Raw genomic sequence first — 25,736 nt, 5'->3', positions numbered from 1 at the left:
TTCGATTGATGAGCCCGCAAAAAGCCATGATCACCACGTCTCATCCGTACCTGGTGGCCCCACATCCATCGGCGTATCCGGGGCGATGTCTAGCACTCCTTGCACGCGTTTGAGCCGCTGGACGGTAGCGTCATCGGCGGCGCCGGTAATGCAGCCGATCTCCTCCAGCACCTCGCGGACGGTGAACCCTTCGGCGCTGAGACGCGTGGCGATGTCATGGATGGGCTGATCGCTGGAGATCGTGATCAGCCAGAGCGTTACCGTTGCCATTGAAGGTATCTCCCGAAAATCAATGCCACACGTGTTGATGGGCATGCGCTGGACGGCCGGAGAAGACCGCCAGCGCACCACGCAGCCTAAGGGGCTTGTACCAGCCCCGCGCCTACCTGCTCTTGCGATAGCGGCAAAGGGCGAGCAGAGGCTATTAACTGATCCCACAGTTTTCGGCCTCGCAATGAAGCATCCGACTGGGCCCAAAGGGCCGCACAGCCCGCCACGTGCGGAGTCGCCATGCTGGTACCGCTGATGGCCTTGTGACAGGTCGGCCGAGGCCAGGCAGACAACACGTCGCGCCCTGGAGCGGCCAGCTCGATCTTGCCATGATTGGAGAAGCTGGACACCGACAGGTTGGGGTCCAGGGAAGCCACCGACATCACCGTGGGCGAGTTCGCCGGGGCGCCGGTTGGCAGGGTTGAATTGCCCGCCGCTGCTATCACCAGGCAGTCGTTGCGTAGCGCTGCCGCACCGGCATGGGTGTAGGCGGCCTGTACCGGGCTCTGGCTGCCCAGTGACATGGAGATCACTTCACAGCGATTGGCAATCGCCCAGTTCAAACCTGCCAACACGCCTGCGCCCGTACTGCTGCCCGAGTTGGTCAACACTTTCCCCACCAGCACCTGGGCATCGAAGGCAACCCCGTAACGGGGGGTATTACCGCGGGGAGACTTCGGGCCGCAGGCGGTTCCAATACAGTGTGTACCATGCCCATTGAGGTCCTGCACCGGCTCGCCGACGAAGCTGCGCGCGACAAATTCACGGCCCGCAAACTCCGGGTGGCCCAGGTCCATCCCGGTATCCAGCACGGCGACCTTGATACCTGCCCCACCCCCAGGTGGTGGTGCGGCCCTCTTGTTCTGGCTTTTCGACGGCGTTTTCCATCTCCAGCTCCACCCCCATGTCACGGGCAATGGTGGTCGCGGCACGCAGAAAACCGCGCAAGTACTCCGAGTTTTCCGAAAAGGCAAAATATTCGGGCTCGATGATCTCGATGGGGCTATTCAACGCGAGTTTGTCCAGTACGTCCATGCCGTGGTGTTGCAAGGCATCGCCGCCCACCAGGGCCACGCCCAGCGCTGGAAATACCAGCGCCTCTGCGTCACCGGTTTCGTCCAGGCTGACCGCTTGCTCGCTGAAATCGCGCGCGTCGGCAATACGGAAGTTAAGGGCTTGCAGTGCCTTGATGCCCTCTTCCACCTGGCCGTCTCGATAGCTGATCAAGTAACGCCCTGTTTCCAGGCAGCTGCCACCCCGCTCCAACGCTGCCAGCAGCAGCTGCTCGGTCTTGCACGAAACGGTCGCTATCGAAGCGTCACCCTGTCCATTTGGTCGTTTGGTCATCCTGCACCTCTTTACGCTTGGCACTCTGCATGATCGCCCTTTCTCCAGCATATGCCTGCCCTGGCAGGCCCTTTGGCGAAACGGCGTACGTACCCCTCAGCCTAACGCACCTCGCGTTCCCTGCCAGCACGATTGCAACGCATTACGGGCTACGGCAGGCCCCTGCAAACCTCAGTCCCGCTGGCGGGCAACGGGTCGCACCACCCACCAGCTGGCCAGCACCAGGCTACCGAACAGGGTATATACCGCCACGAACACCCACTCCGGTGCCGTGTAGTAGAGCAGCCGCTGGAGCCAATGTTGAATGAAGGAACCAGCGTAAGTGGCTGAACCGGCTTCGGCACGCAGCGCCATTTCCAGGGTGGTGAGCGGGCAGACGGCTCCTAGCCACGCTTGCACGACCACATAACCAATGGCGCCTAGATGAACAAGCCGAAACCGGCGGTGGCGCACCCAGTGCCAGCCCAGCAGGCCGCCCAAATAGATAGCCAGTAGCCCCAGCACCACGAAGGCTACGAACAGCACATGCAACAGCAACACGGCATCGGCCAGTAACAGTAGGAGCGATGAAGGCATGGGCGTTCACCCCATGGAGTGAGTATCGCTGTCGTGCTCTTCCAACAGCGGCGGCACTGGGCAGCCGAGCATATCGGCCACCGCGCGGAACAGCTCTGCCTCGGCAGCGCGAATCACGCCACTGTGCTCTACACAGCGGGTCATGGCGTTCAGCAAGCGGGCTTTATGGAGCGGTTTCAAGCGGCGCAAGCGCTCTACGGCCAGGCTGAGCGCCTGCATGTCATCGGCGTCTTGCAGGGAAGACAACGTGAAGGGCAGCGAGGCCTGGGCAGCCCGCAGCGCGGCAGCCACGGCCTCGTCACCCGCCTGCCCTGGCGCCACTCCCGCCTCAGCCAACACGCCCAACAACCGCTGACATTCGGCCTGGGTCTGTTCCAACGTCAGGGTTTCGGCACCGCCGTGACGCTCGCTCAGATGGCTCAGCAGCAGCTGGTAGAGCGTCCACTCGAACAGGCTGACCTTGCCGTCGCTATGGATCAAACGCTCCATACAGAGCCTGAAGTGCTGGGCCTGCTGTGTGGAAAGCGAGGTGAGCGCAGGCAGGGCAAGTTCGATCAGCGGCAGGCGCAGCTGTACGTCGAGCCGGGCCACCTGCTCCTTGAGGGTATGCAATGCTGCGAACACATCCGGCAGCGCCACGGCCTCCAGCGCCGCCAACTGCTGTGTGCGTTCGGCATCATCGTTGCTCAGCAGCATGGCGTAGATCAGCGCCCTGGCACTGTAGGGTTCATGGGCGGCCTCTACCAGGGTGGCGGGCAAGGCATCGATCACGTCGCGGGCCTTTTGCAAATGGCGTGGATCGGGCTGCCCCATGGCCCCCAGCGCCACCTGCATGGCCGCCATACTGAACAGCGCCTCGGGAGACGTGGACACACCTCCCATCCGGCGGCCATGGGAGCGTTGGTCTGCCTCGGCACCAGGGGTGTCGGGCTCTTGCTGCGAAGGCGCTGGCTGCAAGGCTTCGAAACGACCGTGCCAGTCGGGCAGAACGCGCTGAATGCGCGACTTGAGCGGCGGATGCGTCGCCATGAGCTGGCTTAGCCCCGACGACACTCCTTGACTGAAAAACAGGTGGCTGAATTCGGCCGCCTGAGGTGCCGAGAGGTGCGAGCCCTTGGCATGGGCACCCACTTTCACCAGCGCACCGCCTATCCCCTGTGGGTTGCGGGTGTACTGCACGGCTGCCGCGTCGGCCAGATACTCCCGTTGACGGCTCACCGCCGATTTGATCAGCCCGCCAAAGAAAGTGCCCGCGTAGCCGATCAAGGTGAGCGCCAGCCCAAGGCCCAGCACTACCGCCGCCGAGTTGTCGCGCTTGTTGTTGCTGACTCTTCGAAAGCGCAAGCTGCGCAACATCATGCCGCCTGCCAGACCAATCAGCAGCACGCCATGCAGCAGGCTCACCAGCCGGATGTTCAGGCGCATGTCGCCGTGCAGAATATGACTGAACTCATGGGCGACCACCCCCTGCAGCTCATCGCGGGTGAGCTGCCGAATGGCGCCTCGGGTAATGCCCACCACTGCATCGGCAGGCTGATAACCGGCCGCAAAGGCATTGATCCCCTCCTCTTCCAGCACGTATACCGCAGGCACCGGCGTTCCGGAGGCAATGGCCATCTCCTCGACTACATTCAGGATCCGCCGCTCGTCGTGATCGCGCGTGTCGAGGTTGATCAGACGGCCACCCAGCGCTTCCGCCACCACACGGCCACCTCGACGCAGCTGGCGCTGCTTGTACAGCCCCCCGAACCCCACCAGCGCCAGCACGCCGACGGCCACCGCCGCCAGCAGCTCCCAGGAGAGCATGGTCAACACCCCCTGCTCGACCGGCTGAGCCTGACTGCCGCTGGCGCCCATCATGTACAGCGCAATGGCCACCACCAGCGTGGTCACGCCGATCAACGAGACGATGGCGAGGAGCAACAGCACCACCCAGCGGCCCGTGCTGCGCCTGGCGTTGTCTTGTGCGGTAAAGAAATCCATGGCATTGGCCTCCCTGTGGTCACCCGGGCCTGGGCATCACGTCTAGAACGAGACGCTCGGCGCCGTTTGCAGTTGGGCGCTGTCTTCGAAGGTCAGCAGCGTGGCATCCTGCCCATGTCCCAGCATGCCCGCCACGGCAATCGGTGGGAAACTCTGGCGATAGGTGTTGTAGTGCATCACTGCGTCGTTGAACGCCTGACGGGCAAACGCTACCTTGTTTTCGGTGCTGGTCAGCTCTTCCGACAGCTGCTGCATGTTCTGCGAAGCTTTCAGGTCCGGGTAGGCTTCCATGACCACGTTCAGCCGCCCCATGGCCTGAGTCAGCGCGCCCTCTGCACCACCCAATTGCGCCATGGCCTGGGCGCTGCCAGGGTTGGCCGCGGCGGCTTTCAGGCCGGCGGCGGCGGTGTTACGCGCTTCGATCACCGCCTGCAGCGTTTCCCGCTCATGATTGAGGTAGCCCTTGGCGGTTTCCACCAGGTTGGGAATCAAGTCGTGACGCCGCTTCAGCTGCACCTCGATTTGCGCAAAGCTGTTTTGAAAGCGGTTGCGCAGCGACACCAGTCGGTTGTACACCGACACCATATAGACGGCGATCAGAGCCACCACCACCAGCACGATAACCATAGTGAGCATCATGATATTTCCTTCCGTAGACCCAGATTCATGGAGAGCGGGTGTGCCCCATTACATGATCGGCTGACCATTGATCATCAGGCTTCCTTCTTGCCAAAGCACTTCCTGCTCTTCCGCCTCGCTATCCAGCATGGCGGCAAATGGCATCGGAATAAAGCCCAATACCAGATCGGGAGGTGTGGTTACGGTCAACGCCAGGCTCAGGCGACGGCTGAGATACTCCTGAGCCTCGAAGGGGCTCATCATCTGCTCTTCACTCATCAGGCCCTCGGGTAACGGCTGCCCAACCGGCCAGAAGGCACCGTAGAGCGCTCCTTTGGCAAGGTCCTGACCGTCGAAGGCCATGTGCGTAGTGAGACGAGGCTTGAAGTCGATTCCCAGGTCGGGCAGTACGATATGGGCCTGCAGGGGGTCGATGGCCATGGTGGGGCTGGCAACCAGCATGGCGTAGCTGCTTTCCAGAGCCTCGGCCATCAGCACACGCTCTTGCTCGGCATCCACCGGCACACCGCGCTCTTCGGCATCCAGGTGCATGGCCATGAGCGGCGCATAGGCTTCCTGAAAGGCTTGCAGCGCCTCCAGGTCCCAGTTGTCGGCACTCACCTCGAAGGCCAGGCTACCAAAGGACGTATCATCCACGCCCATCTCGGCAATCCGGAAATGGCCGCTTTGGTGGACGATGGTCTCCCCCCGTGACTCGCTCTCCGACTCCATACCCTCCAGGTAGACCCGCACGCCTTCCACGAATATTTCCGTGCGCGGTATGTCGAGACTCTGCAACAGCACGGGTTCGCCTTCGTGATGACGAGTGTTCAGGATCAGCCGTGGCGTTGCCATGCGCACGGTTTCATTGTCGCCATGGTAGGTGATCTCCTGAGCCCGGGTATCCAGGTGCCAATGCCCGTCGGCACCGCGATCGAGCCCCACCACCAGTTGGTCGATCAGCACGTCGAGCGCCACGCCATCCAGCTCGGCGGCGCTCAGTTGCCCTTCGATGGCGGAACGTGTTGCCTTGAGGTCGATATCGATGATGCCCTGCACCAGCGCCTGATTGGGCACGAGTTCACCGGTAATATCGGCGCTCAGCGCCCCGTGCTTGACGAACAGATTGACATCCGCCGTGGCGTCTTCGAACCCGCGCATGGCGATCGTGGCCGTGGCTCGGGTATCGAAGAGGCCCTTGTCGATCTGCACATCATGCACCTCGTAGGAGACCGACCGATCCAGCTCGGCGAAGCTATCGACCAGCGCCTGCTCCACCTGATTGCCCACCATCGCCTGAGCTGCGACATACCCACCAGCGCTAACCACCACGCCTGCTGCCGTCGCGACCCATCCCTTTGTACTCAACGCCATGCCTAGCCCTCTCGATAGAATATGTTGCCAACATCAACATAAGAATAATTATCAATGATGCCAGATTCGTTTCAAAAAGAAACGCCTGCCCCAAACGATGCAACAGCAAACCAAAATGGAACAGGCAGGCTTGATTGTCTGTAAAAGGCAGAGATTGGCATTTAGCAAACTACCCGATCACGCCCTGCTCGCTTGCCCACATATAACAGTTCATCGGCGCGCTGGATCAGGTCGTCAAGTTCACTATGGCCATCCTGGGCAGTGGCTACACCAATAGTCACGCTCGGGCGCAGCGATGCCATGTCGCCCGTACTGGCCAGTTCCGCTACCCGCTGCTTCAATCGTTCGGCTACCTGCTGCGCATCGCTGGCAGTCGTATTGGGCAAGGCGACGATGAACTCTTCCCCACCAAAGCGGCCGATGACATCACCCGGCCGCAGCGACTGCTCACATACCTCGGCAATACGCGTCAGCACCCAGTCACCATAGAGATGTCCCCAGGTATCGTTGATGCGCTTGAAATGGTCCACATCGATCATGAACAAGCTAAAAGGCGCTTTCTCGACGCCACAGCGCTGCAACGATTTGTTGGCCAGCATCATGAAGTGCGCACGATTATTGAGCCGCGTCAGCGCATCGTGCTCGGCCACGTGGCGCAACTGTTCTTCCAATGCTTTTCGGCGAGCTATTTCCTGATGCAGTAGCTGGTTCTGACCACGCTCTTCACAAAGCAGGGCATACTGCTTGCGCTGTAGGCTCTCCAGGCGCAACAGGGCGCAGAACCCCACCACGACGCCCATGATCAATAGCAGCGCAATACGCAATGCAACAATGGCATCGATACCCGTAAATTGCAGTGCCGCCAAAAGAAATCCAATATTCAAGAACAGGCTAGCGGGCAGCGCCACGGTGAGCAGATTAGGGATCAACAGAAAAAACGCCATGGTAGCGACCACCACCGCCGTGATTTGAGTAGGCAGGCTTTCAGGGCGCAGTGGAACGATCAGGATGACGCCAGTGGCCAGCACCCATAATGGCAGCGCATGCAGCCAGTGGCGGTAGACATTCCCACCCCAATGCCTCACAAAAAATGCCACCCACAAACAGCTCCCGACCACCACCGCACGCATGGCCATTATTCTTTGGAACCGCTCACCGGGTCCCAACAAAAAGTAATCAGAAATAGCGAACATGGCGAATACCAGCGCCGCCACACTGACAGCGAGGCTAAACGTATGCCGTGCCCCCTCCATCATGGTGCGACGATAATCCTGCTCCAGCATGGCGTCGCAGAATTGTCCCGTCCATTCATGTACGCGATATTGTTGTTTTAATGCCAACTCCGCCACTCCCTTCAGTATCGCTGCCATATTATTGTGGGCCGATACGTGCATGTATCGGCCAAAATGGCTCACGAAATCACGATGCAGGCTCCCCTACTGCGCCTGCGGTTTGGGCTTACGATACACTGCTTGCCGCGCATAAGATTAGACGAGGTTTCCACGTTTCCAGCGTTCGTCCATCCACCATGCGAGCTACCTGACTCTCAACACGATAAGCTTGACGCACACCCTCGATAACGGCTTGTACCATGAACACCCACTGGATTCTTGGCCCCGGGGCCATTGGCCGCTTGTTGGCACATTCACTGGCACCGCTTGCTGAGGTGGCCGTCATTGGCCGTCGCCCACTGCCTGGGCAGCAAATACTGACCACGCCGGAAGGCGAAACACGTGCGCAACACTTACCTTCGTTCACCGCTGAACGATTGGCGGCTGGTGCGGCGGCACCGCCAGCTTTCGTGCACATCACTACCAAAGCGATGGTTGCCGAGGCGGCGCTGGCGAGTGTCGCCTGCGTACTGCCCCCCTCGACTCCCCTGGTGCTATGGCAAAACGGTTTTTATGCCCAGCCGCGCATCAGCCAAACGTGGCACGGCCCGGTGCTGTGTGCGACGACCACGCAAGGCGCTTATGTAACCGGCGATGATCGTGTCGTCCACGCTGGTCGCGGGCCTACGTTTGTGGGGGATTTGGACAATCAGCACACAGCATTAGCGACCACCCTGGCAGCACTGCTGAGTAACGCCGCATTTACCGCCACGGCGGTAGGTGATATTCGCAGCCGCCTATGGCAGAAATTAGCGGTGAACGCGGCAATCAACCCGTTGGTAGCCCTGCATGGTGTGCGTAATGGAGCGCTGCGCGACGATACCTACTCAGGCCGTGTGATAGCTGTGGTAGAGGAAGTGGCGACGATTCTAGAAAAAGAAGGTATTGCACCGCCAAACGGTGGTGAAGGGAAAGCCGCTTGGCTGGCGCTGGTGTGGCAGGTGGTAGAAAACACCGCAAATAACAAGGCTTCGATGTTGCAGGATGTGGAGGCGAAGCGGCTTACCGAGCGCAGCGCTATTTTGGGGCCGTTGATTCAGAGCGCGGAACGGCATGGGCTGGGATGTGAGGTGTTGAAGGGGTTGGATCAGGAGCTGGCGTTGCTGGAGGCGGAGTTTTAATTGGGTTTGGGTGGTTTGATCGTCGCGCGCTAAAGCGCCCTCCCACAAACGCACCCAAAGTGAGTGCTGTACTAACGGCCAACAGATTGATTGAGCATGACGACAGCCGCCCCGGCAGTTGCGCCCCCTTTCCTTCACGTTACAGGAATCATCACGACCTTACGGTACGCGGGGCGTTCAGCGAGCTGCTCTGTCCAGCGCTTTAGATGGGGGTAGGATGTAGTGGTTCAATAAAACCGGACACCAACGTAGGTGGTAATATTGCCACCAGAAGCGAGGTGTCTGATGACCAACAAACGACGTACTTTTTCTCCTGAATTCAAGCAGGAAGCAGCTTGCCTGGTGTTGGACCAAGGCTACACCACTCTCGAAGCATGCCGGTCGCTCGGTGTGGGTGAGACAGCTCTACGACGCTGGGTACAACAGCTGAAAGATGAACGTGAAGGCATCACCCCAAAGGGCAAAGCCTTAACCCCCGAGCAGCGCCGGATTCAGGAACTGGAAGCCCGTTGCAAACGGCTTGAGATGGAGAAAGAGATACTAAAAAAGGCTACCGCTCTCTTGATGTCGGACGACATGAATCGTACGCGCTGATAGACCAGTTGAGTGAGCAAATGCCTGTTGAAATGGTCTGTAACGCGTTTGATATTAGCCGCTCCAGTTACTACGAGTACCGCCAGCGGCGGCACCGTGTGGATGTTGAGCGTCTGGCCTTAAAAGCTCAGGTAAGCCGCCTTTTCAAGAAGAGTCGCTGCTCAGCGGGCAGCCGCTCAGTCAAGGGGCTGCTCAGCGAAGAAGGCGTCACCATCGGCCGTTTCAAGGTTCGGCGTTTGATGAGCGAAATGGGGTTGATCTGCAAGCAGCCAGGCCCTCCTGCCTACAAGCAGGCGACTGTTGAGCGACCGGATATTGCGAATCATCTTGGTCGCAAATTTACACCAGACCAGCCCAATCAGATCTGGTGTGGTGACATCACTTATATCTGGAGTGGCCAGCATTGGAGCTATCTGGCCGTTGTGTTGGATCTTTATGCTCGTCGTGTTGTTGGCTGGGCCATGTCGTCCAGCCCGGATGCAGATCTTGTTGTGAAAGCACTGGATCACGCTTGGGAACAACGTGGCCAGCCCAAGCGCGTCATGTTCCATTCCGATCAGGGTAGTCAGTATGCAAGCCGCAAGTTCCGCCAAAGACTTTGGCGCTATCGAATGAAACAAAGCATGAGCCGACGTGGCAACTGCTGGGACAACTCGCCGATGGAAAGGCTGTTCCGGAGCCTGAAATCAGAGTGGATACCGGCATGGGGATATCGAAATCTACCTGAGGCCAGGAAAGACGTTAGTAGCTATCTGATGGGTTACTACAACCAGCAGCGCCCTCACTCGTTTAACGATGGCCTGCCTCCCGTGGTGGCTGAGGAAAACCTTAAATTACTGTCCGGAATTAGTTGACCACTACAGGATGACCAGGTGAGACCGCTGTTGAAGAGGTTATAGGTGAACGGGGCGATGGCGATATCGGCCAGGCCGAAGTCTTCGCCGGAGAACCAGAGCTGCTGGCTCAACGTGGTGTCCAGTTGAACGAAGAGTTTTTCACAAGTGGCGATGGCGGGATCGAGTACCTGACTGTCGCGCTGCTCGGGTGGAGTGCGTACATAGCCCATCAGAATGGTTCTATGGGCAGGCGTGAGCAGGCTGGTCGACCAGTCCATCCACTTTTCCATGCGTGCCCGCTGGGCGGGTGCCTCGATCCATAAAGGGTTGGGGCCGTACTGCGCCGCCAGGTAGCGAAGAATGGTGTTGGACTCCCACAGCAGGCTTTGAGTGGCGTCATCCTTGAGCAGGGGTACCAGGCCACTGGGGTTCATGGCGAGGTATTCCGGCGTGTCGTTTACCCCGTATTGCAGGCCTGCCATGATCTGCTCGTACGGCAGTTGCAGCTCTTCCAGTGCCCAGAGCACTTTCTTGACGTTGGTGGAGTTGTTGCGGCCCCAAAGTGTAATCATGGCAGTCCTTGTGTTTGGCTCAATCGGTTGTTGAGTGTGCCTTGGGTGGGTGTGAGTGGTGAATGGCACACTTACGGGGCAAGGGCTTAGTCAAGGGGCTTATTAGACAACAGGTCGCGAGCTAAAGCTGCCTCCCACCCCACAATCCCACATATGCCCCACTCACTCCACACTCCAACTCCTCACTATTCACCCCTCACTCCTCACTCCTCACCCTTATCCTTATCCTGATACAGCTTGAGCAGGCTGGAGAAATCGAGTTTGCCGTTGCCACCCGCCTTGTGCAAGGTGAACAGCGCTCGGGCGGCGGAGCCCATGGGAATGGCAGCGGCGCTTTGCTGGCTGACATCCATGGCCAGACCCAGGTCCTTGATCATCAGATCCACCTGGAAGCCGCCCTGATAACCTTTGGAGGCGGGAGCGTTTTCCATGACTCCCGGATAGGGGTTGTAGACGTTGAGCGCCCAGTTGCCGCCGGAACTCTGCTTCATGATTTCCGACAGCACGGCGGGGTCCAGGCCATTCTTGACGCCCATGTTGATGGCTTCACAGGTGCCTGCCATGAGGATCGAGAGCAGCATGTTGTTGCATACCTTGGCCACCTGCCCTGCCCCGTGATCTCCGGCGTGGAAGATGTTCTTGCCCATGGCCTGCAGCACGGGCTGCGCCTGAGTGAACTGGGCATCCGAACCGCCCACGATGAAGGTCAGCGTGCCCGCCTGGGCACCGCCCACGCCACCGGAGACTGGCGCATCCACGAAGCCGATACCCTTTTCAGCGCCAGCAGCGGCGACGCGACGCGCGGTGTCGGCGTCGATGGTCGAGCAATCGATCACCAGGGCGCCCGCCTTGATGACGTCGAACAATGGCGCGTCGCCCTCCATGTACAGCCCCCGCACATGCTTGCCCGCCGGCAGCATGGAAATCACGAAATCGGCATCGGTCGCCGCGGCCTGGGCGGTGGCGGCGGTCTCACAGCCTTGGGCACGGGCGGTTTCCAAGGCCTCGGCGGCCAGGTCGAAGGCCCGCACTTGAAAACCGGCTTTCACGAGATTGGCTGCCATGGGGCCGCCCATATTACCCAGGCCGATGAAGGCTACGCTGGTCATGTTGTTATCCTTGTTGAGATTGGTCAGCAGTCGATTGAATAGCGCTCTCGAAAGAGACAGCGCGCGTTATTGAAGATCCGCCAGAGGGCTGGTCTCCCAGGGGGATGTCAGCAACTCCTCCATGAAGCTGGGCGGCACCGAGGCCACATCCGGGAAACGCCAGCGCGGCTGGCCATCCTTGTCGACCAGTAGTGCACGCACGCCTTCGGGGAACTCCTCATGGCGGCAGCACTGCACGGAAAGCGCCAGCTCGAACTGGAACACTTCAGCCAGCGACATGTGCCGGGCGCGCTTGAGCTGCTCATCGATCAGCCGCAAAGAGACCGGGCTGCCATGGGCCAGAGTGCGCTGGGCTTTACTGAACCACTGGTCGTCGCTGTCGACTCCCAGCACCGCCGCCACCTGCTGCTCGACGGTATCGTGGTCCATCAGCTCGCGTATCAGTGAAGACGCCTTGTAGACAGGCGCTTCCAGCTCGGCAAACGCCGCCTGGGAAGCCTGCTCCAACTCACGCAACACGCGGTTGACCACGCCATGAGCGTCGGTTTTCTCCCCCTCTCCCCATCGGGCGTCCAGCAGCGCCTGGGCCAACGCCTCACGGTGGTGGCTGGCAACTGCTCGATCTGCCAGCCCCAGATGCAGCGCATCGGGGGCATTGATCTGACCACCGGTCATGGCCAGAAAACGCCCGGTGCCATTGGGCAGGCGATTGAGAAACCAGCTGGCTCCCACATCGGGGTACAGGCCAATGGTCACTTCCGGCATGGCCAGCCGCGACGTTTCAGTGACGATACGGTGGCTGCTGGCACTGAGCAGCCCCATGCCACCGCCCATCACGATGCCATGCCCCCAGCAGATGATCGGCTTGGCGAAGGTGTGCATCAGATAATCGAGCCGATATTCGCGCTCGAAGAAACGCTCCGGAAAGTCCGGCTCACCATCGCCGGTGATGGCCTTGTAGAGATTGACCACGTCGCCCCCTGCACAGAAGGCTTTTTCGCCTGCGCTGTCCAGCAGAATGGCCACCACACGCTCATCCTCCTGCCACTGGGTCAAGCGGGGCAGCAGCGCGTCGATCATCTCCAGGGTCAGCGCATTCAGCGAACGCTCGGCGTTGAGCGTGATCTCGCCGATCACATGGCCGTCCTGGGTCGTGTGCTCTTCAAACAGTACGCAACTCATTGCCTCTTCCTTATCTGCTCGGGTGCCAAGGCTACAGTTCGGCGGCGCCATCGGCCAGCACACGGCGGGATATGATCAGCCGCATGATCTCGTTGGTGCCTTCCAGAATGCGGTGTACACGGGTATCACGCACGTAGCGCTCCATGGGGTACTCCTTGATGTAGCCATTGCCACCGTAAAGCTGCAAGGCTTCATCGCACACCTTGAACCCTACATCCGTGGCAAACCGCTTGGCCATGGCGCAGTAGGCCGTGGCATCCGGGTGGCCCGCATCCAGTTTGGCCGCGGCCATGCGCACCAGTTGGCGGGCAGCCACCAGCTCGGTCACCATGTCGGCCAAACGGAACTGCAGAGCCTGGAAATCGGCCAGTCGCTTGCCGAACTGCTTGCGCTCCAGCAGGTATTCACGGGCTTTGTTGAGCGCTTGCTGGGCGGTGCCGATCGAGCAGGTGGCAATATTGATGCGTCCACCGTCCAGCCCCTTCATGGCGATCTTGAAGCCGTCGCCTTCCTTACCCAACAGGTGGCTGGCAGGCACACGCACGTCTTCGAAGGTAATCATCCGGGTGGGCTGGCTATTCCAACCCATCTTGTCTTCCTTGCGGCCGTAGCTGATCCCGTCACTCTGGGCATCCACGGCAAAAGCAGACACACCGCCCGCCCCTTCGCCGCCAGTACGGGCCATTACCACTAGGAAATCGGTGCTGCCTGCCCCGGAAATGAACATCTTGCTGCCATTCAGCACGTAGTGCTCACCGTCGCGCCGGGCGGTGGTCTTGAGCGATGCGGCGTCGGAGCCCGCGTTGGGCTCGGTCAGACAGTAGGAGCCCAGCAGCTCACCGGTCGCCAATCGCTCGCCCCACTGCTCCACGGCTTCTGGCGTGCCGAAATCTGCCAGCATCCAGGTCACCATGTTGTGGATGGTGAGGTATGCCGTAGTGGAGGTACAGCCCATGGAGAGCTGCTCGAAAATGATGCTGGCATCCAGCCGCGAAAGCCCCAGCCCGCCCACACGCTCCGGGGCATACAGGGAGCAGAACCCCAGCTCGCCTGCCTTGCGAATCACGTCCACCGGGAAAAAAGCCTCCGCATCCCATTTAGCGGCGTGGGGCTCCAGCTCGTTCTGGGCAAACCCACGCGCCATATCGGCAAAGGCAACCTGGTCTTCACTCAGCTCAAAATTCATGGCGGTCTCCACTGCGGCGAGCCCCTGAACTCAGTCAGAAGCCTCGCCGAATATTATCGTTATCGGTCACGTTGACGTTTACGTTAACTTATATTTTTAGGCGGATTTGCGCAACCGAATCCCCCACGACCTTTGGCGTAGAAACGCCACCCTACCCTACCCAAGCCAAGCCAATCCCCCTCAAGCCAGCTGCCGTCTCACCCATAAAAAAGGGTGCCGCAAGGGCACCCAAATCCACAGACAGACGCAGTTTCTCGGCCCTTCCCGGGCGCTACTTGAAGTTCTTGCGGTATATCTTGGCCAGCTCGCCCACGATACCGCTGCGAAAGCTCAGCACACACACCACGAAAATGATGCCCAGGATGACGCTTACCCAGTTGCCCAGCGGCGATTGGGCCAGAATATGCTGCAGGCTGACCACCAGACCCGCCCCCATTACCGGCCCGAGCAGCGTACCCACACCGCCCAGCAGGGTCATCAGAATCACCTCGCCGGACATGTGCCAGTGAGCATCGGTAAGCGACGCCAGCTGGAACACCACGGTCTTGGTCGCCCCGGCCAGCCCGGCCAGCGCCGCCGACAGGACGAACGCCAGCAGCTTGTAGGCATCGACGTTGTAGCCCAACGAGATGGCACGGGGCTCGTTCTCACGGATGGCTTTGAGCACCTGCCCATAAGGGGAGTGCACGGTGCGCTGAATCAGAGCAAAGCCCAGCAGGAACACGGCAAACACGAAGTAGTACATGCTCAGGTTGTTGCGCAGGCTGATGAACCCGAACAGGTGCCCTCGCGGCACCCCATGCAGGCCATCCTCTCCCCCTGTAAAGGGAGCCTGCACGAACACGAAGAACACCAGCTGAGCCAGCGCCAACGTGACCATGGCGAAGTAGATCCCCTGGCGGCGAATGGCCAGCAGCCCGAAACCTGCCCCCAACAGGGTAGCGGTCAGCGTGCCTGCCAGTATGCCCAGCTCCGGAGTCAGCCCCGGGTAACTGGCCAGCAGATACCCGGTCACGTAACCGCCCGTTGCCAGAAAGGCCGCATGGCCAAAAGACAGCAGCCCGGCATACCCCAGCAACAGGTTGAAAGCGCAGGCAAACAGGGCAAAGCAGAGAATTTTCATCAAGAACACGGGGTAAGCGACGAAAGGCGCCACCAGCCCGACGACGATGAGTGCAAGGTAGAACATGTTGCGACGCAGCCTGGCCCGACGCTGACGCTCCTGCACGGCGGATGGCAGCGCGACGGCTGATGAAGTATGCGACGTTGCCATGATTAAGCCTCCTTACCGAACAGCCCAGCGGGGCGTAACATGAGCACCAGGATCATGACCAGGAAAATGACCGTGTTGGAGGCTTCGGGGTAATACACCTTGGTCAATCCTTCGATGACTCCCATGCCCAATCCCGTCACGATAGCGCCCAGAATCGAGCCCATGCCGCCGATGACCACCACCGCAAACACCACGATCAGCAGGCTGGAACCCATGGTGGGTGAAACGGGGTAAAGCGGTGCCGCCAGCACTCCGGCAAAGGCCGCCAGGCCCACGCCGAACCCGTAGGTCAAGGTGATCAACAACGGAACGTTGACGCCAAACGCCTGCATCAATTGAGAGTTTTCGGTACCGGCCCGCAGATAGGCGCCCAGCCGCGTACGCTCGATCATGAACCAGGTGAACAAGCACATGGTCAATGCCGCCACCAGCACCCAGGCCCGATAGGTGGGCAAGAACATGAAACCCAGGTTGAGACCACCCTGCAGAATCTCCGGGGTGGCGTAACGCGCTCCGGAAACCCCGAAGAAGTTCACCAGAGTGCCTTCAAAAATCAGCGCCAACCCGAACGTCAGCAGCAATCCGTACAGGTGGTCCAGGTGGGCAATGCGACGCAGCAGAAAACGCTCCATCAGCATGCCGAAACCACCCACCACTACGGGCACCAGCACCAGGGCCAGCCAGTAGTTGATACCCAGATAGCGAAAGCCCAGCAGCGCCGCGAAGGCGCCCAGCATGTACTGCGCCCCATGGGCAAAGTTGACGATCTTCAGTAGCCCGAAGATAACCGCCAGGCCCAAGCTAAGCAGCGCATAAAAGGCTCCATTCACAAGCCCAAGCGTTAGCTGGCCCATGAAGACGGCCAGTGGCACGCCGAATATCATCGTCATGGTGTGATTCTCCTTGTCACCAGGCGGGGGCTGCCCGCCTGGTGCTGTTCAGCGTGATGTGCCGATCAGTTGTTCACCAGCGAGCACTGGCTTTCAGAGAGCGGGCGGTAGGCTTCTTCGGCGGGAATGGTGCTGAGGATATTGTACAAGTCCCACTCACCGGTAGACTCTTCCGGCGTTTTCACCTGAGCCAGATACATGTCGTGAACCATGCGGCCATCTTCACGAATACGGCCATTGCGGGCAAAGAAGTCCTCTACCGGCATCTCGGCCATTTGCGCACGAACGGTCTCCGGGTCATCGGTACCAGCGGCTTCTACGGCCTTGAGGTAATGCATGGTGCTGGAGTAGATACCGGCCTGAACCATGGTCGGCATGCGACCCACTTGATCGTAGTAACGCTCGGACCACGCGCGCGCCTCGTCATCCATATCCCAGTACCAACCGGTGGTCAGCAGCAGACCTTGGGTGGCCTCCAGGCCCAGCGCGTGCACGTCGTTCAAGAAGATCAGCAGGCCCGCCAGTTGCTGGCCGCTTTGGGTCAGGCCGAACTGGCTTGCCGTGGCGATGGCATTCACGGTGTCTGCCCCGGCGTTCGCCAGGCCCACGATCTTGGCACCGGAGCCCTGGGCCTGAAGAATGTAGGAGGAGAAGTCGCTGGTGGGGAACGGATGGCGGACACCGCCCACCACTTCACCGCCATTGACGGCCACCACTCGGGTCACGTCGCCTTCCAGAGCATGACCAAAAGCGTAGTCAGCGGTCAGCATGAACCAGGTATCGCCGCCCTGCTCGACGACCGCCTTGGCGGTACCGTTGGCCAGGGGATAAGTGTCGTAGACCCAATGAATATGGTTGGGGGTACAGTGCTCGTTGGTGATACTGGAGGCTGCCGACCCGGACACGATGCCCAGGCCGCTGTTCTCTTCCAGCACCTTGGTGACCGCAATGGTCACCGACGAAGCCACCAGACCGCCCACCATGTCCACGTTGCGCTGGTCGATCCACTCGCGCACGGTGTTGGCGCCAACGTCCGCACTATTGCGGTCGTCGGCGCTGAAAATCACGATGGGGGCACCGTTGACGCTACCGCCGAAGTCGGCCACGGCCATTTCCATGGCCGTTTGACCGCCCGGGCCCGCCAGATCTCGGTAGGTGCCCGACATATCGGCCAGATAGCCAATGCGCACTTCGCCGTCGCTGATCTCGGCTTGGGCGGCAGACGCCATCATGCTGGCAGTGGCAGCCACGGCAATGCTGGCGGCCAGCGTTTTCTTGGTAAAGATCATGTTCGTCTCCTGGCCCTTGGGGCCTTTGTTGTTGTGATGCGGACGCTGTGGTGATGCGGACGTTCAATGGTTGTGATTGTGGTTGAGTGAAGCGTGAGCAGTGCAATCAAAGGATGCGTTGTGTGCGGTGTCTATACCCCCAGCATGCTGTTCAAGTGCTCGCGGCGCGAAGGCAGCTGCGCCGCCGTGATCTCTTCGACGATCTGGCCGTGATCCATGACGAAATGGCGGTCGGCCAGCGGCGCGGCAAAACGGAAGTTCTGCTCGACCAGTACGATGGTCATGCCCCGCTCTTTCAGCTGCACCAGCACTTCGCCCAGCTTCTGCACGATGACCGGGGCCAAGCCTTCGGTAATCTCGTCGAGCAGCAGCAACCGCGCACCGGTGCGCAGAATGCGCGCCATGGCCAGCATCTGCTGTTCACCGCCAGAGAGCCGAGTTCCTTGACTCTTGCGCCGCTCGTACAGATTGGGGAACATGGCATAGATCTCATCCAGACTCATTCCACCGGAGCGCACCGTGGGCGGCAGCAGCAGGTTTTCGTGCACGTCCAGGCTGGCAAAGATACCGCGCTCTTCAGGGCAATAGCCAATACCCAGACGAGGAATATGGTGAGGCTTCATGCGCAGGGTTTCGCTGCCATTGATGACGATGGAGCCGGTGCGGCGCCCCACCATGTTCATGATGGCCTTTAGCGTGGTACTACGCCCTGCACCGTTGCGACCCAGCAGCGTCACCAGCTCGCCCCGCTTGACGTTGAAATTGACCCCATGAAGGATATGCGACTCGCCATAGAAGGCGTGCAGGTCCTGCACACGGAGCATTTCCAGGCTTTGAGTCTCTGCGACCGGATGTTCGAGGGCTTCTGCAGTCTTCATACGGCGGCCTCCTCACTGGCAGCTTCGCTGCCCATATAGGCTTCACGTACCAGCGGGTTGCGGGAAACGCTGTCGTAGTCGCCTTCCGCCAATACCGCGCCTCGGGCCAATACCGTAATGCGGTCACACAAGCGGCTGACCACGCTCAGGTTATGCTCCACCATCAGCACGGTACGCCCCTGGGAAACGCGCTTGATCAACGCCACGATGCGGTCCACGTCTTCGGCACCCATGCCCTGGGTAGGCTCGTCCAGCAGCATCATGCTGGGGTTCAGCGCCAGAGTGGTCGCCACCTCCAGGGCGCGCTTGCGGCCATAGGGCATTTCGACCGTCAATGTATCGGCATACTCACGCAGCCCCACTTCATCCAACAAGGCCAGGGCACGATCATTGAGGTGATCCAGCGTTTTTTCGGACTTCCAGAAATGAAACGACGTGCCCAACTGGCGCTGCAGCGCAACACGCACGTTTTCCAGCGCCGTCATGTGCGCAAACACTGCCGAAATCTGAAACGAACGCACCAGGCCCAGCTGGGCAATTTCATTGGATTTCTTGCTGGTAATCGGCTGGCCACGGTAGAGAATTTCACCGCGCGTTGGAGGCAGGAACTTGGTGAGCAGGTTGAACACCGTGGTTTTGCCGGCACCATTGGGGCCGATCAGGGCGTGGATATGCCCTTCCTGCACCTGTAGGTTGACGTTATCCACGGCCGTAAAGCCGCGAAACTCTTTGGTCAGCCCTCGCGTTTCGAGCACTGGCCTCTGGGTCACTTCATCTGCACGCATGAGGTAGGACGCCTCTTGTTGTTCTTGTAGGGTGGGAAGCGCGACGGAGTAACCGACAACGCATCCTTACCTGAACGTAAGCTGTAGGTGCAAACTAGCAACCCAGCACCGGGTATTACAATTACAACTTTGGTCTACGCACCACGATAGCGCAGCGCTTTAAAACGCTGAAATCGCTAAATTTCAACAGCTTGCAAATTTTAAACGCTTGCCAACGATAGCCACTCCCTACTTTACGTTAACGTAAACTTGTTTTAGCCTCATGGTCAGTGTTCCATAGGGACATCCCCCTATCGACGAGAATAACGACCATGAGCAAAACCTACACGATCAGCGAGTTGGCCAGCGAGTTCGATGTCACCACTCGCAGCATCCGTTTTTATGAAGACCAGGAGCTGCTGCACCCTTCTCGCCGTGGGCAAACACGCATTTACAGCAGCAAGGACCGCGTACGCCTTAAGCTGACCCTACGCGGCAAACGGCTGGGCTTTTCACTGGCCGAGATTCGCGAACTGTTCGAGCTGTGGGACGAAACGCGCAGCGGCAGTGAAAAGCAGTTGCACCTGATGCTCAGCAAGATCGGCGAACGCAAGGCCGCGCTGGAGCAGCAGATGAAAGACATCACCATGGTGCAACTGGAGCTGGAGAGTGCCGAAATCCGCTGCCGCCAGGCGCTGGAAGAGTTGAACGAGAAGCACCCGGCCACTTCCAAATAAGCCGCTCGAATACCGCCAGCAGACACGGTCCATTAACAATCAACAAGCAACGATGACAAGGTGATTGAGCATGTTTTCCCACTACACAGAACTGAATTTTGGCCTCGACGACGAGCTGAACATGCTGCGCGAACAGGTCAATGCGTTTGCCGCCAGTGAAATCGCCCCACGCGCCGCCGAGATCGACCACAACAACGAGTTTCCCAACGACCTGTGGAAGAAATTTGGCGACATGGGCCTGCTCGGCATCACCGTACCGGAAGAGGATGGCGGCACCGGCATGGGCTACCTGGCCCACTGCATCGCCATGGAGGAGATCTCCCGTGCCAGCGCCTCCGTGGGCCTCTCCTACGGCGCCCACTCCAACCTCTGCGTCAACCAGCTCAAGATCAACGCCAACGCCGAGCAGAAGGCCAAGTACCTGCCCAAGCTGATCAGCGGCGAGCACGTCGGGGCACTGGCCATGTCCGAGCCGGGTGCCGGTTCCGATGTGGTGTCGATGCAGCTGCGCGCCAAGGAAGATGGCGACCACTACGTGCTCAACGGCAACAAGATGTGGATCACCAATGGCCCCGATGCCGACGTGCTGGTGGTGTACGCCAAAACCGACCCGGATGCCGGTTCCAAGGGCATCACCGCGTTTATTATCGAAAAAGGCATGCCGGGCTTCTCCACCGCCCAGAAGCTCGACAAGCTGGGCATGCGTGGCTCTAACACCTGCGAGCTGGTCTTCCAGGATTGTCGTGTGCCCGCCGAGAACGTGCTGGGCGAGGTAGGCAAGGGCGTGCGGGTATTGATGAGCGGACTGGATTACGAGCGCACCGTGCTGGCCGCCGGCCCCATCGGCATCATGCAGGCCGCCATGGACGTGGTCATTCCCTATATCCACGAGCGCAAGCAGTTCAACCAATCCATCGGCGAGTTCCAGCTGGTACAGGGCAAAGTGGCCGACATGTACACCACGCTGAACGCTTGCCGCGCTTACCTGTATGCCGTGGCCAGCGCCTGCGACCGGGGCCAGACCTCGCGCAAGGATGCCGCCGGGGTGATCCTGTATTGTGCTGAAAAGGCCACCCAGGTCGCGCTGGACGCCATTCAACTGCTGGGCGGCAATGGCTACATCAACGAATACCCCACCGGCCGCCTGCTGCGCGATGCGAAGCTCTATGAAATTGGCGCCGGTACCAGCGAAATTCGCCGCATGCTGATTGGTCGCGAACTCTTCACCGAAAGCCATTAATCGACTCAGGAAGGTTTGCGCCATGAGCACACTCTCGACACAGATCAACCCGCGCAGCGATGTTTTTCAGGCCAACGAGGCCGCCATGCTGGGGGAAGTGAACAAGCTGCGTGAGCTGACCGCGGCCATCGCCCAGGGCGGCGGCGCCAACGCCCGCACCCGCCACGAAAGCCGTGGCAAGCTGTTCGTACGTGACCGTATCGACCACTTGATCGATGAAGGCTCGCCGTTTCTGGAATTTTCTGCGCTGGCAGCCCATCACGTTTACGACAGCGACGTGCCCGCCGCCGGGGTGGTCACCGGGATTGGCCGGGTATCGGGGGTGGAGTGCGTGATCGTGGCCAACGATGCCACGGTCAAGGGCGGCACCTATTTCCCGCTGACGGTGAAAAAGCACCTGCGCGCCCAGGAAGTGGCTCGCAAGCACCGCCTGCCATGCATCTACCTGGTCGATTCCGGCGGGGCTTTCCTGCCCCGCCAGGACGAGGTCTTCCCCGACCGCGACCACTTCGGCCGGATTTTCTACAACCAGGCCACGCTCTCTGCCGAGGGTATCCCGCAAATCGCGGTGGTCATGGGCTCCTGCACCGCAGGCGGTGCTTATGTGCCCGCCATGGCGGACGAGTCCATCATCGTCAAGGAGCAGGGAACGATCTTTTTGGGCGGCCCACCGCTGGTCAAGGCAGCGACCGGGGAAAACATCAGCGCCGAAGACTTGGGCGGCGCCGATGTGCACACCCGCATCAGCGGCGTGGCCGACCACTATGCCGAAAACGACGCCCATGCGCTGCAGCTGGCACGGGCCTGCGTGTCCCGGCTCAACTGGCAAAAGCGTGGCCAGCTCGCCATGCAACCCCCCAGGCCGCCAAGACTCGACCCCGCAGAGCTGTACGGCATCGTCGGCACCGATCTGAAAAAACCTTACGACGTGCGCGAAGTGATCGGCCGTATCGTCGATGGCTCTGATTTCGATGAGTTCAAGCGCTACTACGGCGACACCCTGGTGACCGGCTTTGCGCATATCCACGGCTACCCGGTGGGTATCGTCGCCAACAACGGCGTGCTGTTTTCGGAAAGCGCCGTGAAAGGCGCGCACTTCATCGAACTGTGTGCCCAGCGCAAGATTCCGCTGGTCTTCCTGCAGAACATCACCGGCTTCATGGTGGGCTCCAAATACGAGCACGAAGGCATCGCCAAGCACGGCGCCAAGCTGGTCACCGCCGTAGCCTGCGCCAACGTACCGAAGTACACCGTGCTGATTGGCGGCAGCTTCGGTGCTGGCAACTACGGCATGTGTGGCCGAGCCTACGACCCCAATCTGCTGTTCATGTGGCCCAATGCGCGTATTTCCGTGATGGGCGGCGAGCAGGCAGCAGGCGTACTTTCCCAGGTGAAGCGCGAGCAGTACGAACGAGAAGGCCAGGAATGGAGCAAGGCAGACGAAGAGGCCTTCAAACAGCCCACCCGCGACCAGTACGAGCACCAGGGCCACCCCTACTACGCCAGCGCGCGCCTGTGGGATGACGGAGTCATCGACCCGCTGCAAACCCGCGACGTGCTGGGTCTCTCGTTGGCCGCCGCCATGAACGCAGAAATCAAAGAGACGCGCTTCGGCGTGTTCCGGATGTAAGGGGCATCACATGGCTTACTCAACCCTGGTTATCGAATCGGGTGTCGCCCGGCTGACCTTGAACCGTCCAGAGGTGCACAACGCCTTTGACGATCGCTTGATCGCCGAACTGAACGGTCATCTGGAAACCCTGCACGATCTGGCCAGCGCAGGCGACGTGCGCGTGGTGATCCTCGGCTCCGAGGGCAAGAGCTTTTCGGCCGGTGCGGACCTGAACTGGATGAAGCGCATGGTCGATTACGACCTGGCCGACAACCTGGCCGATTCACGCAAGCTGGCGGCGCTGATGCACGGCCTGGACACGCTGCCCTGCCCCACCCTGTGCCGCGTTCAGGGCGCCGCGTTCGGTGGCGCGGTCGGGCTTGCCGCCTGCTGCGACATCGTCATCGCTTCCGAGAAGGCTCGGTTTTGCCTGTCGGAGGTCAATATCGGCCTGTCGCCGGCCGTGATCAGCCCTTACGTCCAGCGCGCCCTCGGCCAACGGCAGATGCGCCGCTACGCGCTGAGCGCCGAAGTCATGGATGCCCCCACCGCGCTGCAGCTGGGGCTCGCCCACCAGGTGGTCGAACACGATGCGCTGGATCACGCCATCGATACCATGATCGACACCCTGGCCAAGGGCTCTCCTCAGGCGCAGCGGGCAACCAAAGCCCTGCTGGCCAGCGTGGCCCAGGCCCCGGACTCGGATGCCACCCGCGAGCACACCTGCCAGGTCATCGCCCAGCTGCGGGTCAGTGAAGAAGGCCAGGAGGGCCTGGCCAGCTTTTTCGACAAGCGCCGCCCCGCCTGGACATCCCCCGAAGAACACCAACACGCCGCGGAGCCACGCTCATGACGCCTACCCCGACCCCCTTCGATACCCTACTGGTAGCCAACCGGGGTGAAATTGCCTGCCGCGTGATGCGCACCGCCCGCCGTCTGGGGCTGAAAACCGTGGCGGTCTACTCGGATGCCGATGCCACCGCCCGCCATGTGCGGGAAGCCGACGAGGCCGTGCGTCTTGGCCCGGCGGCCGCCCGGGAAAGCTACCTGAACATCGAGGCAGTGATCGACGCCGCCCAACGCACCGGCACCGGCGCCATTCACCCCGGTTACGGCTTTCTGTCCGAAAACGGCACCTTCGTCAAAGCGCTGGAACAGGCCGGTATTACCTTCGTTGGCCCGCCCGCTTCCGCCATTGCCGCCATGGGCGACAAATCGGCGGCCAAGGCACGCATGGCCAACGCGGGGGTGCCGCTGGTACCGGGCTATCATGGCGACGACCAGAATGACGCCCTGCTGCGCGCCGAAGCCGACAAGATTGGCTACCCGGTGATGCTGAAAGCCAGCGCAGGCGGTGGCGGCAAGGGCATGCGCGTGGTCGAAAGCGGCGAAGGCTTCAAGGCAGCGCTGGACGGCTGCCGCCGAGAATCGAAAGCCGCCTTTGGCGACGACCGCATGCTGATCGAAAAGTATCTGGTGCAGCCCCGCCATGTGGAGGTACAGGTCTTTTGCGACCGCTACGGCCAAGGCGTGTACCTCTTCGAGCGCGACTGCAGCGTGCAGCGTCGCCACCAGAAAGTCATCGAAGAAGCCCCCGCCCCCGGCATGACGCCCGAGCTGCGCGCCGCCATGGGCGACGCCGCCGTACGCGCTGCCAAGGAGATCGGCTACGTGGGCGCGGGCACGGTGGAGTTCCTTCTGGACGCCGACGGCTCGTTCTACTTCATGGAGATGAACACCCGCCTGCAGGTGGAGCACCCCGTCACCGAGATGATCACCGGCCAGGATCTGGTGGAGTGGCAATTGCGAGTCGCCATGGGCGAGCCGCTGCCCTGTCGTCAGGACGAGCTGACCATCACCGGCCACAGCTTCGAGGCGAGGCTCTACGCCGAGGACCCGGAGCAGGACTTCTTGCCTGCCACCGGCCTGCTGGCCCGCTTCGAACTGGACACCGAAGGCGCGGGCCTGGCCGCCGACCAGGTGCGCCTGGACAGCGGCGTGGAGAGCGGCGATCGCGTGTCGATGCACTACGACCCCATGCTGGCCAAGCTGATCGTGCACGGTGTCGACCGCGACGCAGCGCTGGCTACCTTGAACCGGGCGCTGGCCGCGCTGGATGTGCAGGGGGTGGTGACCAACCGCGCCTTCCTGCAGCGGCTGGCCAATCACCCCGGCTTCAAGAACGTCGAGCTGGACACGCGCTTCATCGAACGCAACGAAGCGACGCTATTCGCGCCACGCCGCTACACCACGCAGGACTATGCCAGCGCTGCGCTGATCGGGCTGCACCAGCTGGCTCAGGAGTGCGAAAGCGACTCGCCCTGGGACCGCCACGACGGCTTCCGGCTCAATGCCCCGTACACCATCCGCATCACGCTGTGCGACCCCAGCGCGGCGCAAGGCTCGGAGAGGGACAGCCTGGTCGTGGTGGAGGGCAAACGCACGAACCTGGACGCCCAGTGGCAGCTGACCATCGGCGAGCACACGCTCAGCGCCAGCCTGCAACCGCTGGCAGGCGATGCGGTGGCGGTGACCCTCGACGGCCATCGCCGTCGCCTGCAGGCCTACCGGGATGGCAATGTCGTCGTGATGGCCGAACCCAGCGGCGAAACCCGCCTGCTCTGGCAGCGTATCGACGCCATCGACCACGGCCATCAGGAAACCGAAGCGACCCTCACCGCCCCCATGCACGGCACCGTCGTGGCGCTGCTGGTCGAGCCCGGCGCCACAGTGGAAAAAGGCATGCCCTTGATGGTCATGGAGGCCATGAAAATGGAGCACACCATGACGGCACCGACCCACGGCAGCGTGGCCACGTTCCACTTCCAGGCAGGCGACACGGTCAGCCAGGGTGACGTGCTGCTCGACTTTGCCCCCAGCGAATAGGAGCTTTT

22 protein-coding genes and 1 pseudogene are annotated in these 25,736 nt (G+C 60.8%); 7 read left to right on the top strand and 16 right to left on the bottom strand.

Annotated features, from left to right (window positions below):
• Positions 1 to 30 precede the first annotated feature (30 nt).
• The 7 genes and pseudogenes from LG409_RS07745 to LG409_RS07710 form a co-directional block, all read right to left on the bottom strand.
• A complete protein-coding gene (locus LG409_RS07745; RefSeq protein WP_016913642.1) occupies positions 31 to 270 on the bottom strand; it encodes a hypothetical protein in 240 nt (79 codons plus the stop codon).
• A gap of 86 nt (positions 271 to 356) precedes the next feature.
• Positions 357 to 1,617, bottom strand: a pseudogene (locus LG409_RS18715) (S8 family serine peptidase).
• Between the two features lie 171 nt (positions 1,618 to 1,788).
• The gene (locus tag LG409_RS07730) at positions 1,789 to 2,193 is read right to left on the bottom strand and encodes a DUF2784 domain-containing protein (protein WP_227407964.1); all 405 of its coding nucleotides are present in this window, start codon (positions 2,191 to 2,193) and stop codon (positions 1,789 to 1,791) included.
• 6 nt (positions 2,194 to 2,199) lie between these two features.
• Complete coding sequence (locus tag LG409_RS07725) at positions 2,200 to 4,176, bottom strand: M48 family metallopeptidase (RefSeq protein WP_227407963.1); 1,977 nt, start codon at positions 4,174 to 4,176, stop codon at positions 2,200 to 2,202.
• 42 nt (positions 4,177 to 4,218) lie between these two features.
• On the bottom strand, positions 4,219 to 4,815 hold the full coding sequence (locus LG409_RS07720) for a LemA family protein (RefSeq protein WP_081137183.1): 597 nt from the start codon (positions 4,813 to 4,815) through the stop codon (positions 4,219 to 4,221).
• Positions 4,816 to 4,863: 48 nt separating this feature from the next.
• On the bottom strand, positions 4,864 to 6,168 hold the full coding sequence (locus tag LG409_RS07715; protein WP_227407962.1) for a DUF945 family protein: 1,305 nt from the start codon (positions 6,166 to 6,168) through the stop codon (positions 4,864 to 4,866).
• A gap of 161 nt (positions 6,169 to 6,329) precedes the next feature.
• Entirely contained in the window at positions 6,330 to 7,508 is a 1,179-nt protein-coding gene (locus LG409_RS07710) for a GGDEF domain-containing protein (RefSeq protein ID WP_227407961.1), read from the bottom strand.
• 251 nt (positions 7,509 to 7,759) lie between these two features.
• On the opposite strand from LG409_RS07710, the gene LG409_RS07705 reads away from it, so the two are divergent.
• Both LG409_RS07705 and LG409_RS07700 read left to right on the top strand, forming a co-directional pair.
• On the top strand, positions 7,760 to 8,680 hold the full coding sequence (locus tag LG409_RS07705) for a ketopantoate reductase family protein (RefSeq protein ID WP_227407960.1): 921 nt from the start codon (positions 7,760 to 7,762) through the stop codon (positions 8,678 to 8,680).
• Positions 8,681 to 8,965: 285 nt separating this feature from the next.
• A protein-coding gene (locus tag LG409_RS07700; RefSeq protein ID WP_227407392.1) for an IS3 family transposase occupies positions 8,966 to 10,128 on the top strand; the annotation gives its coding sequence in 2 pieces (ribosomal slippage) (positions 8,966 to 9,221 and positions 9,221 to 10,128; 1,164 coding nt in all).
• Here LG409_RS07700 and LG409_RS07695 read toward each other — a convergent pair.
• The 9 genes from LG409_RS07695 to LG409_RS07655 form a co-directional block, all read right to left on the bottom strand.
• Positions 10,056 to 10,682: a glutathione S-transferase family protein gene (locus LG409_RS07695; RefSeq protein ID WP_319799342.1), complete on the bottom strand. Its 627-nt coding sequence runs from the start codon at positions 10,680 to 10,682 to the stop codon at positions 10,056 to 10,058. The two genes, LG409_RS07700 and LG409_RS07695, sit on opposite strands and share 73 nt — an antisense overlap.
• Positions 10,683 to 10,885: 203 nt before the next feature.
• Positions 10,886 to 11,791, bottom strand: a complete 906-nt coding sequence (mmsB, locus tag LG409_RS07690; protein ID WP_227407959.1) for a 3-hydroxyisobutyrate dehydrogenase — start codon at positions 11,789 to 11,791, stop codon at positions 10,886 to 10,888.
• A gap of 66 nt (positions 11,792 to 11,857) precedes the next feature.
• Positions 11,858 to 12,973: an enoyl-CoA hydratase/isomerase family protein gene (locus LG409_RS07685; RefSeq protein ID WP_227407958.1), complete on the bottom strand. Its 1,116-nt coding sequence runs from the start codon at positions 12,971 to 12,973 to the stop codon at positions 11,858 to 11,860.
• 31 nt (positions 12,974 to 13,004) lie between these two features.
• On the bottom strand, positions 13,005 to 14,159 hold the full coding sequence (locus tag LG409_RS07680; protein ID WP_039177097.1) for an acyl-CoA dehydrogenase family protein: 1,155 nt from the start codon (positions 14,157 to 14,159) through the stop codon (positions 13,005 to 13,007).
• Between the two features lie 271 nt (positions 14,160 to 14,430).
• On the bottom strand, positions 14,431 to 15,432 hold the full coding sequence (locus tag LG409_RS07675) for a branched-chain amino acid ABC transporter permease (RefSeq protein WP_039177099.1): 1,002 nt from the start codon (positions 15,430 to 15,432) through the stop codon (positions 14,431 to 14,433).
• A 2-nt stretch (positions 15,433 to 15,434) separates the two neighbouring features.
• Positions 15,435 to 16,322, bottom strand: a complete 888-nt coding sequence (locus LG409_RS07670) for a branched-chain amino acid ABC transporter permease (protein ID WP_039177102.1) — start codon at positions 16,320 to 16,322, stop codon at positions 15,435 to 15,437.
• Between the two features lie 65 nt (positions 16,323 to 16,387).
• Positions 16,388 to 17,611, bottom strand: coding sequence for an ABC transporter substrate-binding protein (locus tag LG409_RS07665; RefSeq protein ID WP_227407957.1), 1,224 nt, complete (start codon positions 17,609 to 17,611; stop codon positions 16,388 to 16,390).
• Between the two features lie 131 nt (positions 17,612 to 17,742).
• Positions 17,743 to 18,489, bottom strand: a complete 747-nt coding sequence (locus LG409_RS07660; RefSeq protein ID WP_039177107.1) for an ABC transporter ATP-binding protein — start codon at positions 18,487 to 18,489, stop codon at positions 17,743 to 17,745.
• Positions 18,486 to 19,274, bottom strand: a complete 789-nt coding sequence (locus tag LG409_RS07655; protein WP_227407956.1) for an ABC transporter ATP-binding protein — start codon at positions 19,272 to 19,274, stop codon at positions 18,486 to 18,488. The genes LG409_RS07660 and LG409_RS07655 overlap by 4 nt, the downstream gene beginning before the upstream one ends.
• A 311-nt stretch (positions 19,275 to 19,585) precedes the next feature.
• Here LG409_RS07655 and LG409_RS07650 point away from each other — a divergent pair, with 311 nt between their 5' ends.
• From LG409_RS07650 to LG409_RS07630, 5 genes are all read left to right on the top strand, one after another.
• The gene (locus LG409_RS07650; protein ID WP_039177116.1) at positions 19,586 to 19,990 is read left to right on the top strand and encodes a MerR family transcriptional regulator; all 405 of its coding nucleotides are present in this window, start codon (positions 19,586 to 19,588) and stop codon (positions 19,988 to 19,990) included.
• 70 nt (positions 19,991 to 20,060) lie between these two features.
• Entirely contained in the window at positions 20,061 to 21,230 is a 1,170-nt protein-coding gene (locus LG409_RS07645; RefSeq protein ID WP_227407955.1) for an isovaleryl-CoA dehydrogenase, read from the top strand.
• Positions 21,231 to 21,252: 22 nt separating this feature from the next.
• Positions 21,253 to 22,860 (top strand): carboxyl transferase domain-containing protein, encoded by a 1,608-nt coding sequence (locus LG409_RS07640; RefSeq protein WP_227407954.1) that lies wholly within the window; start codon positions 21,253 to 21,255, stop codon positions 22,858 to 22,860.
• A 10-nt stretch (positions 22,861 to 22,870) separates the two neighbouring features.
• Positions 22,871 to 23,695, top strand: a complete 825-nt coding sequence (locus LG409_RS07635; RefSeq protein ID WP_100732078.1) for an enoyl-CoA hydratase/isomerase family protein — start codon at positions 22,871 to 22,873, stop codon at positions 23,693 to 23,695.
• Entirely contained in the window at positions 23,692 to 25,728 is a 2,037-nt protein-coding gene (locus LG409_RS07630) for an acetyl/propionyl/methylcrotonyl-CoA carboxylase subunit alpha (protein ID WP_227407953.1), read from the top strand. The genes LG409_RS07635 and LG409_RS07630 overlap by 4 nt, the downstream gene beginning before the upstream one ends.
• Positions 25,729 to 25,736 lie beyond the last annotated feature (8 nt).

It is taken from the genome of Halomonas sp. NyZ770, assembly GCF_020616575.1.
GTDB lineage: Bacteria > Pseudomonadota > Gammaproteobacteria > Pseudomonadales > Halomonadaceae > Vreelandella > Vreelandella hamiltonii.
This window is presented reverse-complemented; position numbering and strand designations above follow the sequence as displayed.

Excerpts from the sequence above, each read along its gene's own strand:
- LG409_RS07745 (WP_016913642.1), bottom strand. The coding sequence starts at position 270 with ATGGCAACGGTAACGCTCTGGCTGATCACGATCTCCAGCGATCAGCCC.
- LG409_RS07730 (WP_227407964.1), bottom strand. The coding sequence starts at position 2,193 with ATGCCTTCATCGCTCCTACTGTTACTGGCCGATGCCGTGTTGCTGTTG.
- LG409_RS07725 (WP_227407963.1), bottom strand. The coding sequence starts at position 4,176 with ATGGATTTCTTTACCGCACAAGACAACGCCAGGCGCAGCACGGGCCGC.
- LG409_RS07720 (WP_081137183.1), bottom strand. The coding sequence starts at position 4,815 with ATGATGCTCACTATGGTTATCGTGCTGGTGGTGGTGGCTCTGATCGCC.
- LG409_RS07715 (WP_227407962.1), bottom strand. The coding sequence starts at position 6,168 with ATGGCGTTGAGTACAAAGGGATGGGTCGCGACGGCAGCAGGCGTGGTG.
- LG409_RS07705 (WP_227407960.1), top strand. The coding sequence starts at position 7,760 with ATGAACACCCACTGGATTCTTGGCCCCGGGGCCATTGGCCGCTTGTTG.
- LG409_RS07695 (WP_319799342.1), bottom strand. The coding sequence starts at position 10,682 with ATGATTACACTTTGGGGCCGCAACAACTCCACCAACGTCAAGAAAGTG.
- mmsB (WP_227407959.1), bottom strand. The coding sequence starts at position 11,791 with ATGACCAGCGTAGCCTTCATCGGCCTGGGTAATATGGGCGGCCCCATG.
- LG409_RS07685 (WP_227407958.1), bottom strand. The coding sequence starts at position 12,973 with ATGAGTTGCGTACTGTTTGAAGAGCACACGACCCAGGACGGCCATGTG.
- LG409_RS07680 (WP_039177097.1), bottom strand. The coding sequence starts at position 14,159 with ATGAATTTTGAGCTGAGTGAAGACCAGGTTGCCTTTGCCGATATGGCG.
- LG409_RS07675 (WP_039177099.1), bottom strand. The coding sequence starts at position 15,432 with ATGGCAACGTCGCATACTTCATCAGCCGTCGCGCTGCCATCCGCCGTG.
- LG409_RS07670 (WP_039177102.1), bottom strand. The coding sequence starts at position 16,322 with ATGACGATGATATTCGGCGTGCCACTGGCCGTCTTCATGGGCCAGCTA.
- LG409_RS07665 (WP_227407957.1), bottom strand. The coding sequence starts at position 17,611 with ATGATCTTTACCAAGAAAACGCTGGCCGCCAGCATTGCCGTGGCTGCC.
- LG409_RS07660 (WP_039177107.1), bottom strand. The coding sequence starts at position 18,489 with ATGAAGACTGCAGAAGCCCTCGAACATCCGGTCGCAGAGACTCAAAGC.
- LG409_RS07655 (WP_227407956.1), bottom strand. The coding sequence starts at position 19,274 with ATGCGTGCAGATGAAGTGACCCAGAGGCCAGTGCTCGAAACGCGAGGG.
- LG409_RS07650 (WP_039177116.1), top strand. The coding sequence starts at position 19,586 with ATGAGCAAAACCTACACGATCAGCGAGTTGGCCAGCGAGTTCGATGTC.
- LG409_RS07645 (WP_227407955.1), top strand. The coding sequence starts at position 20,061 with ATGTTTTCCCACTACACAGAACTGAATTTTGGCCTCGACGACGAGCTG.
- LG409_RS07640 (WP_227407954.1), top strand. The coding sequence starts at position 21,253 with ATGAGCACACTCTCGACACAGATCAACCCGCGCAGCGATGTTTTTCAG.
- LG409_RS07635 (WP_100732078.1), top strand. The coding sequence starts at position 22,871 with ATGGCTTACTCAACCCTGGTTATCGAATCGGGTGTCGCCCGGCTGACC.
- LG409_RS07630 (WP_227407953.1), top strand. The coding sequence starts at position 23,692 with ATGACGCCTACCCCGACCCCCTTCGATACCCTACTGGTAGCCAACCGG.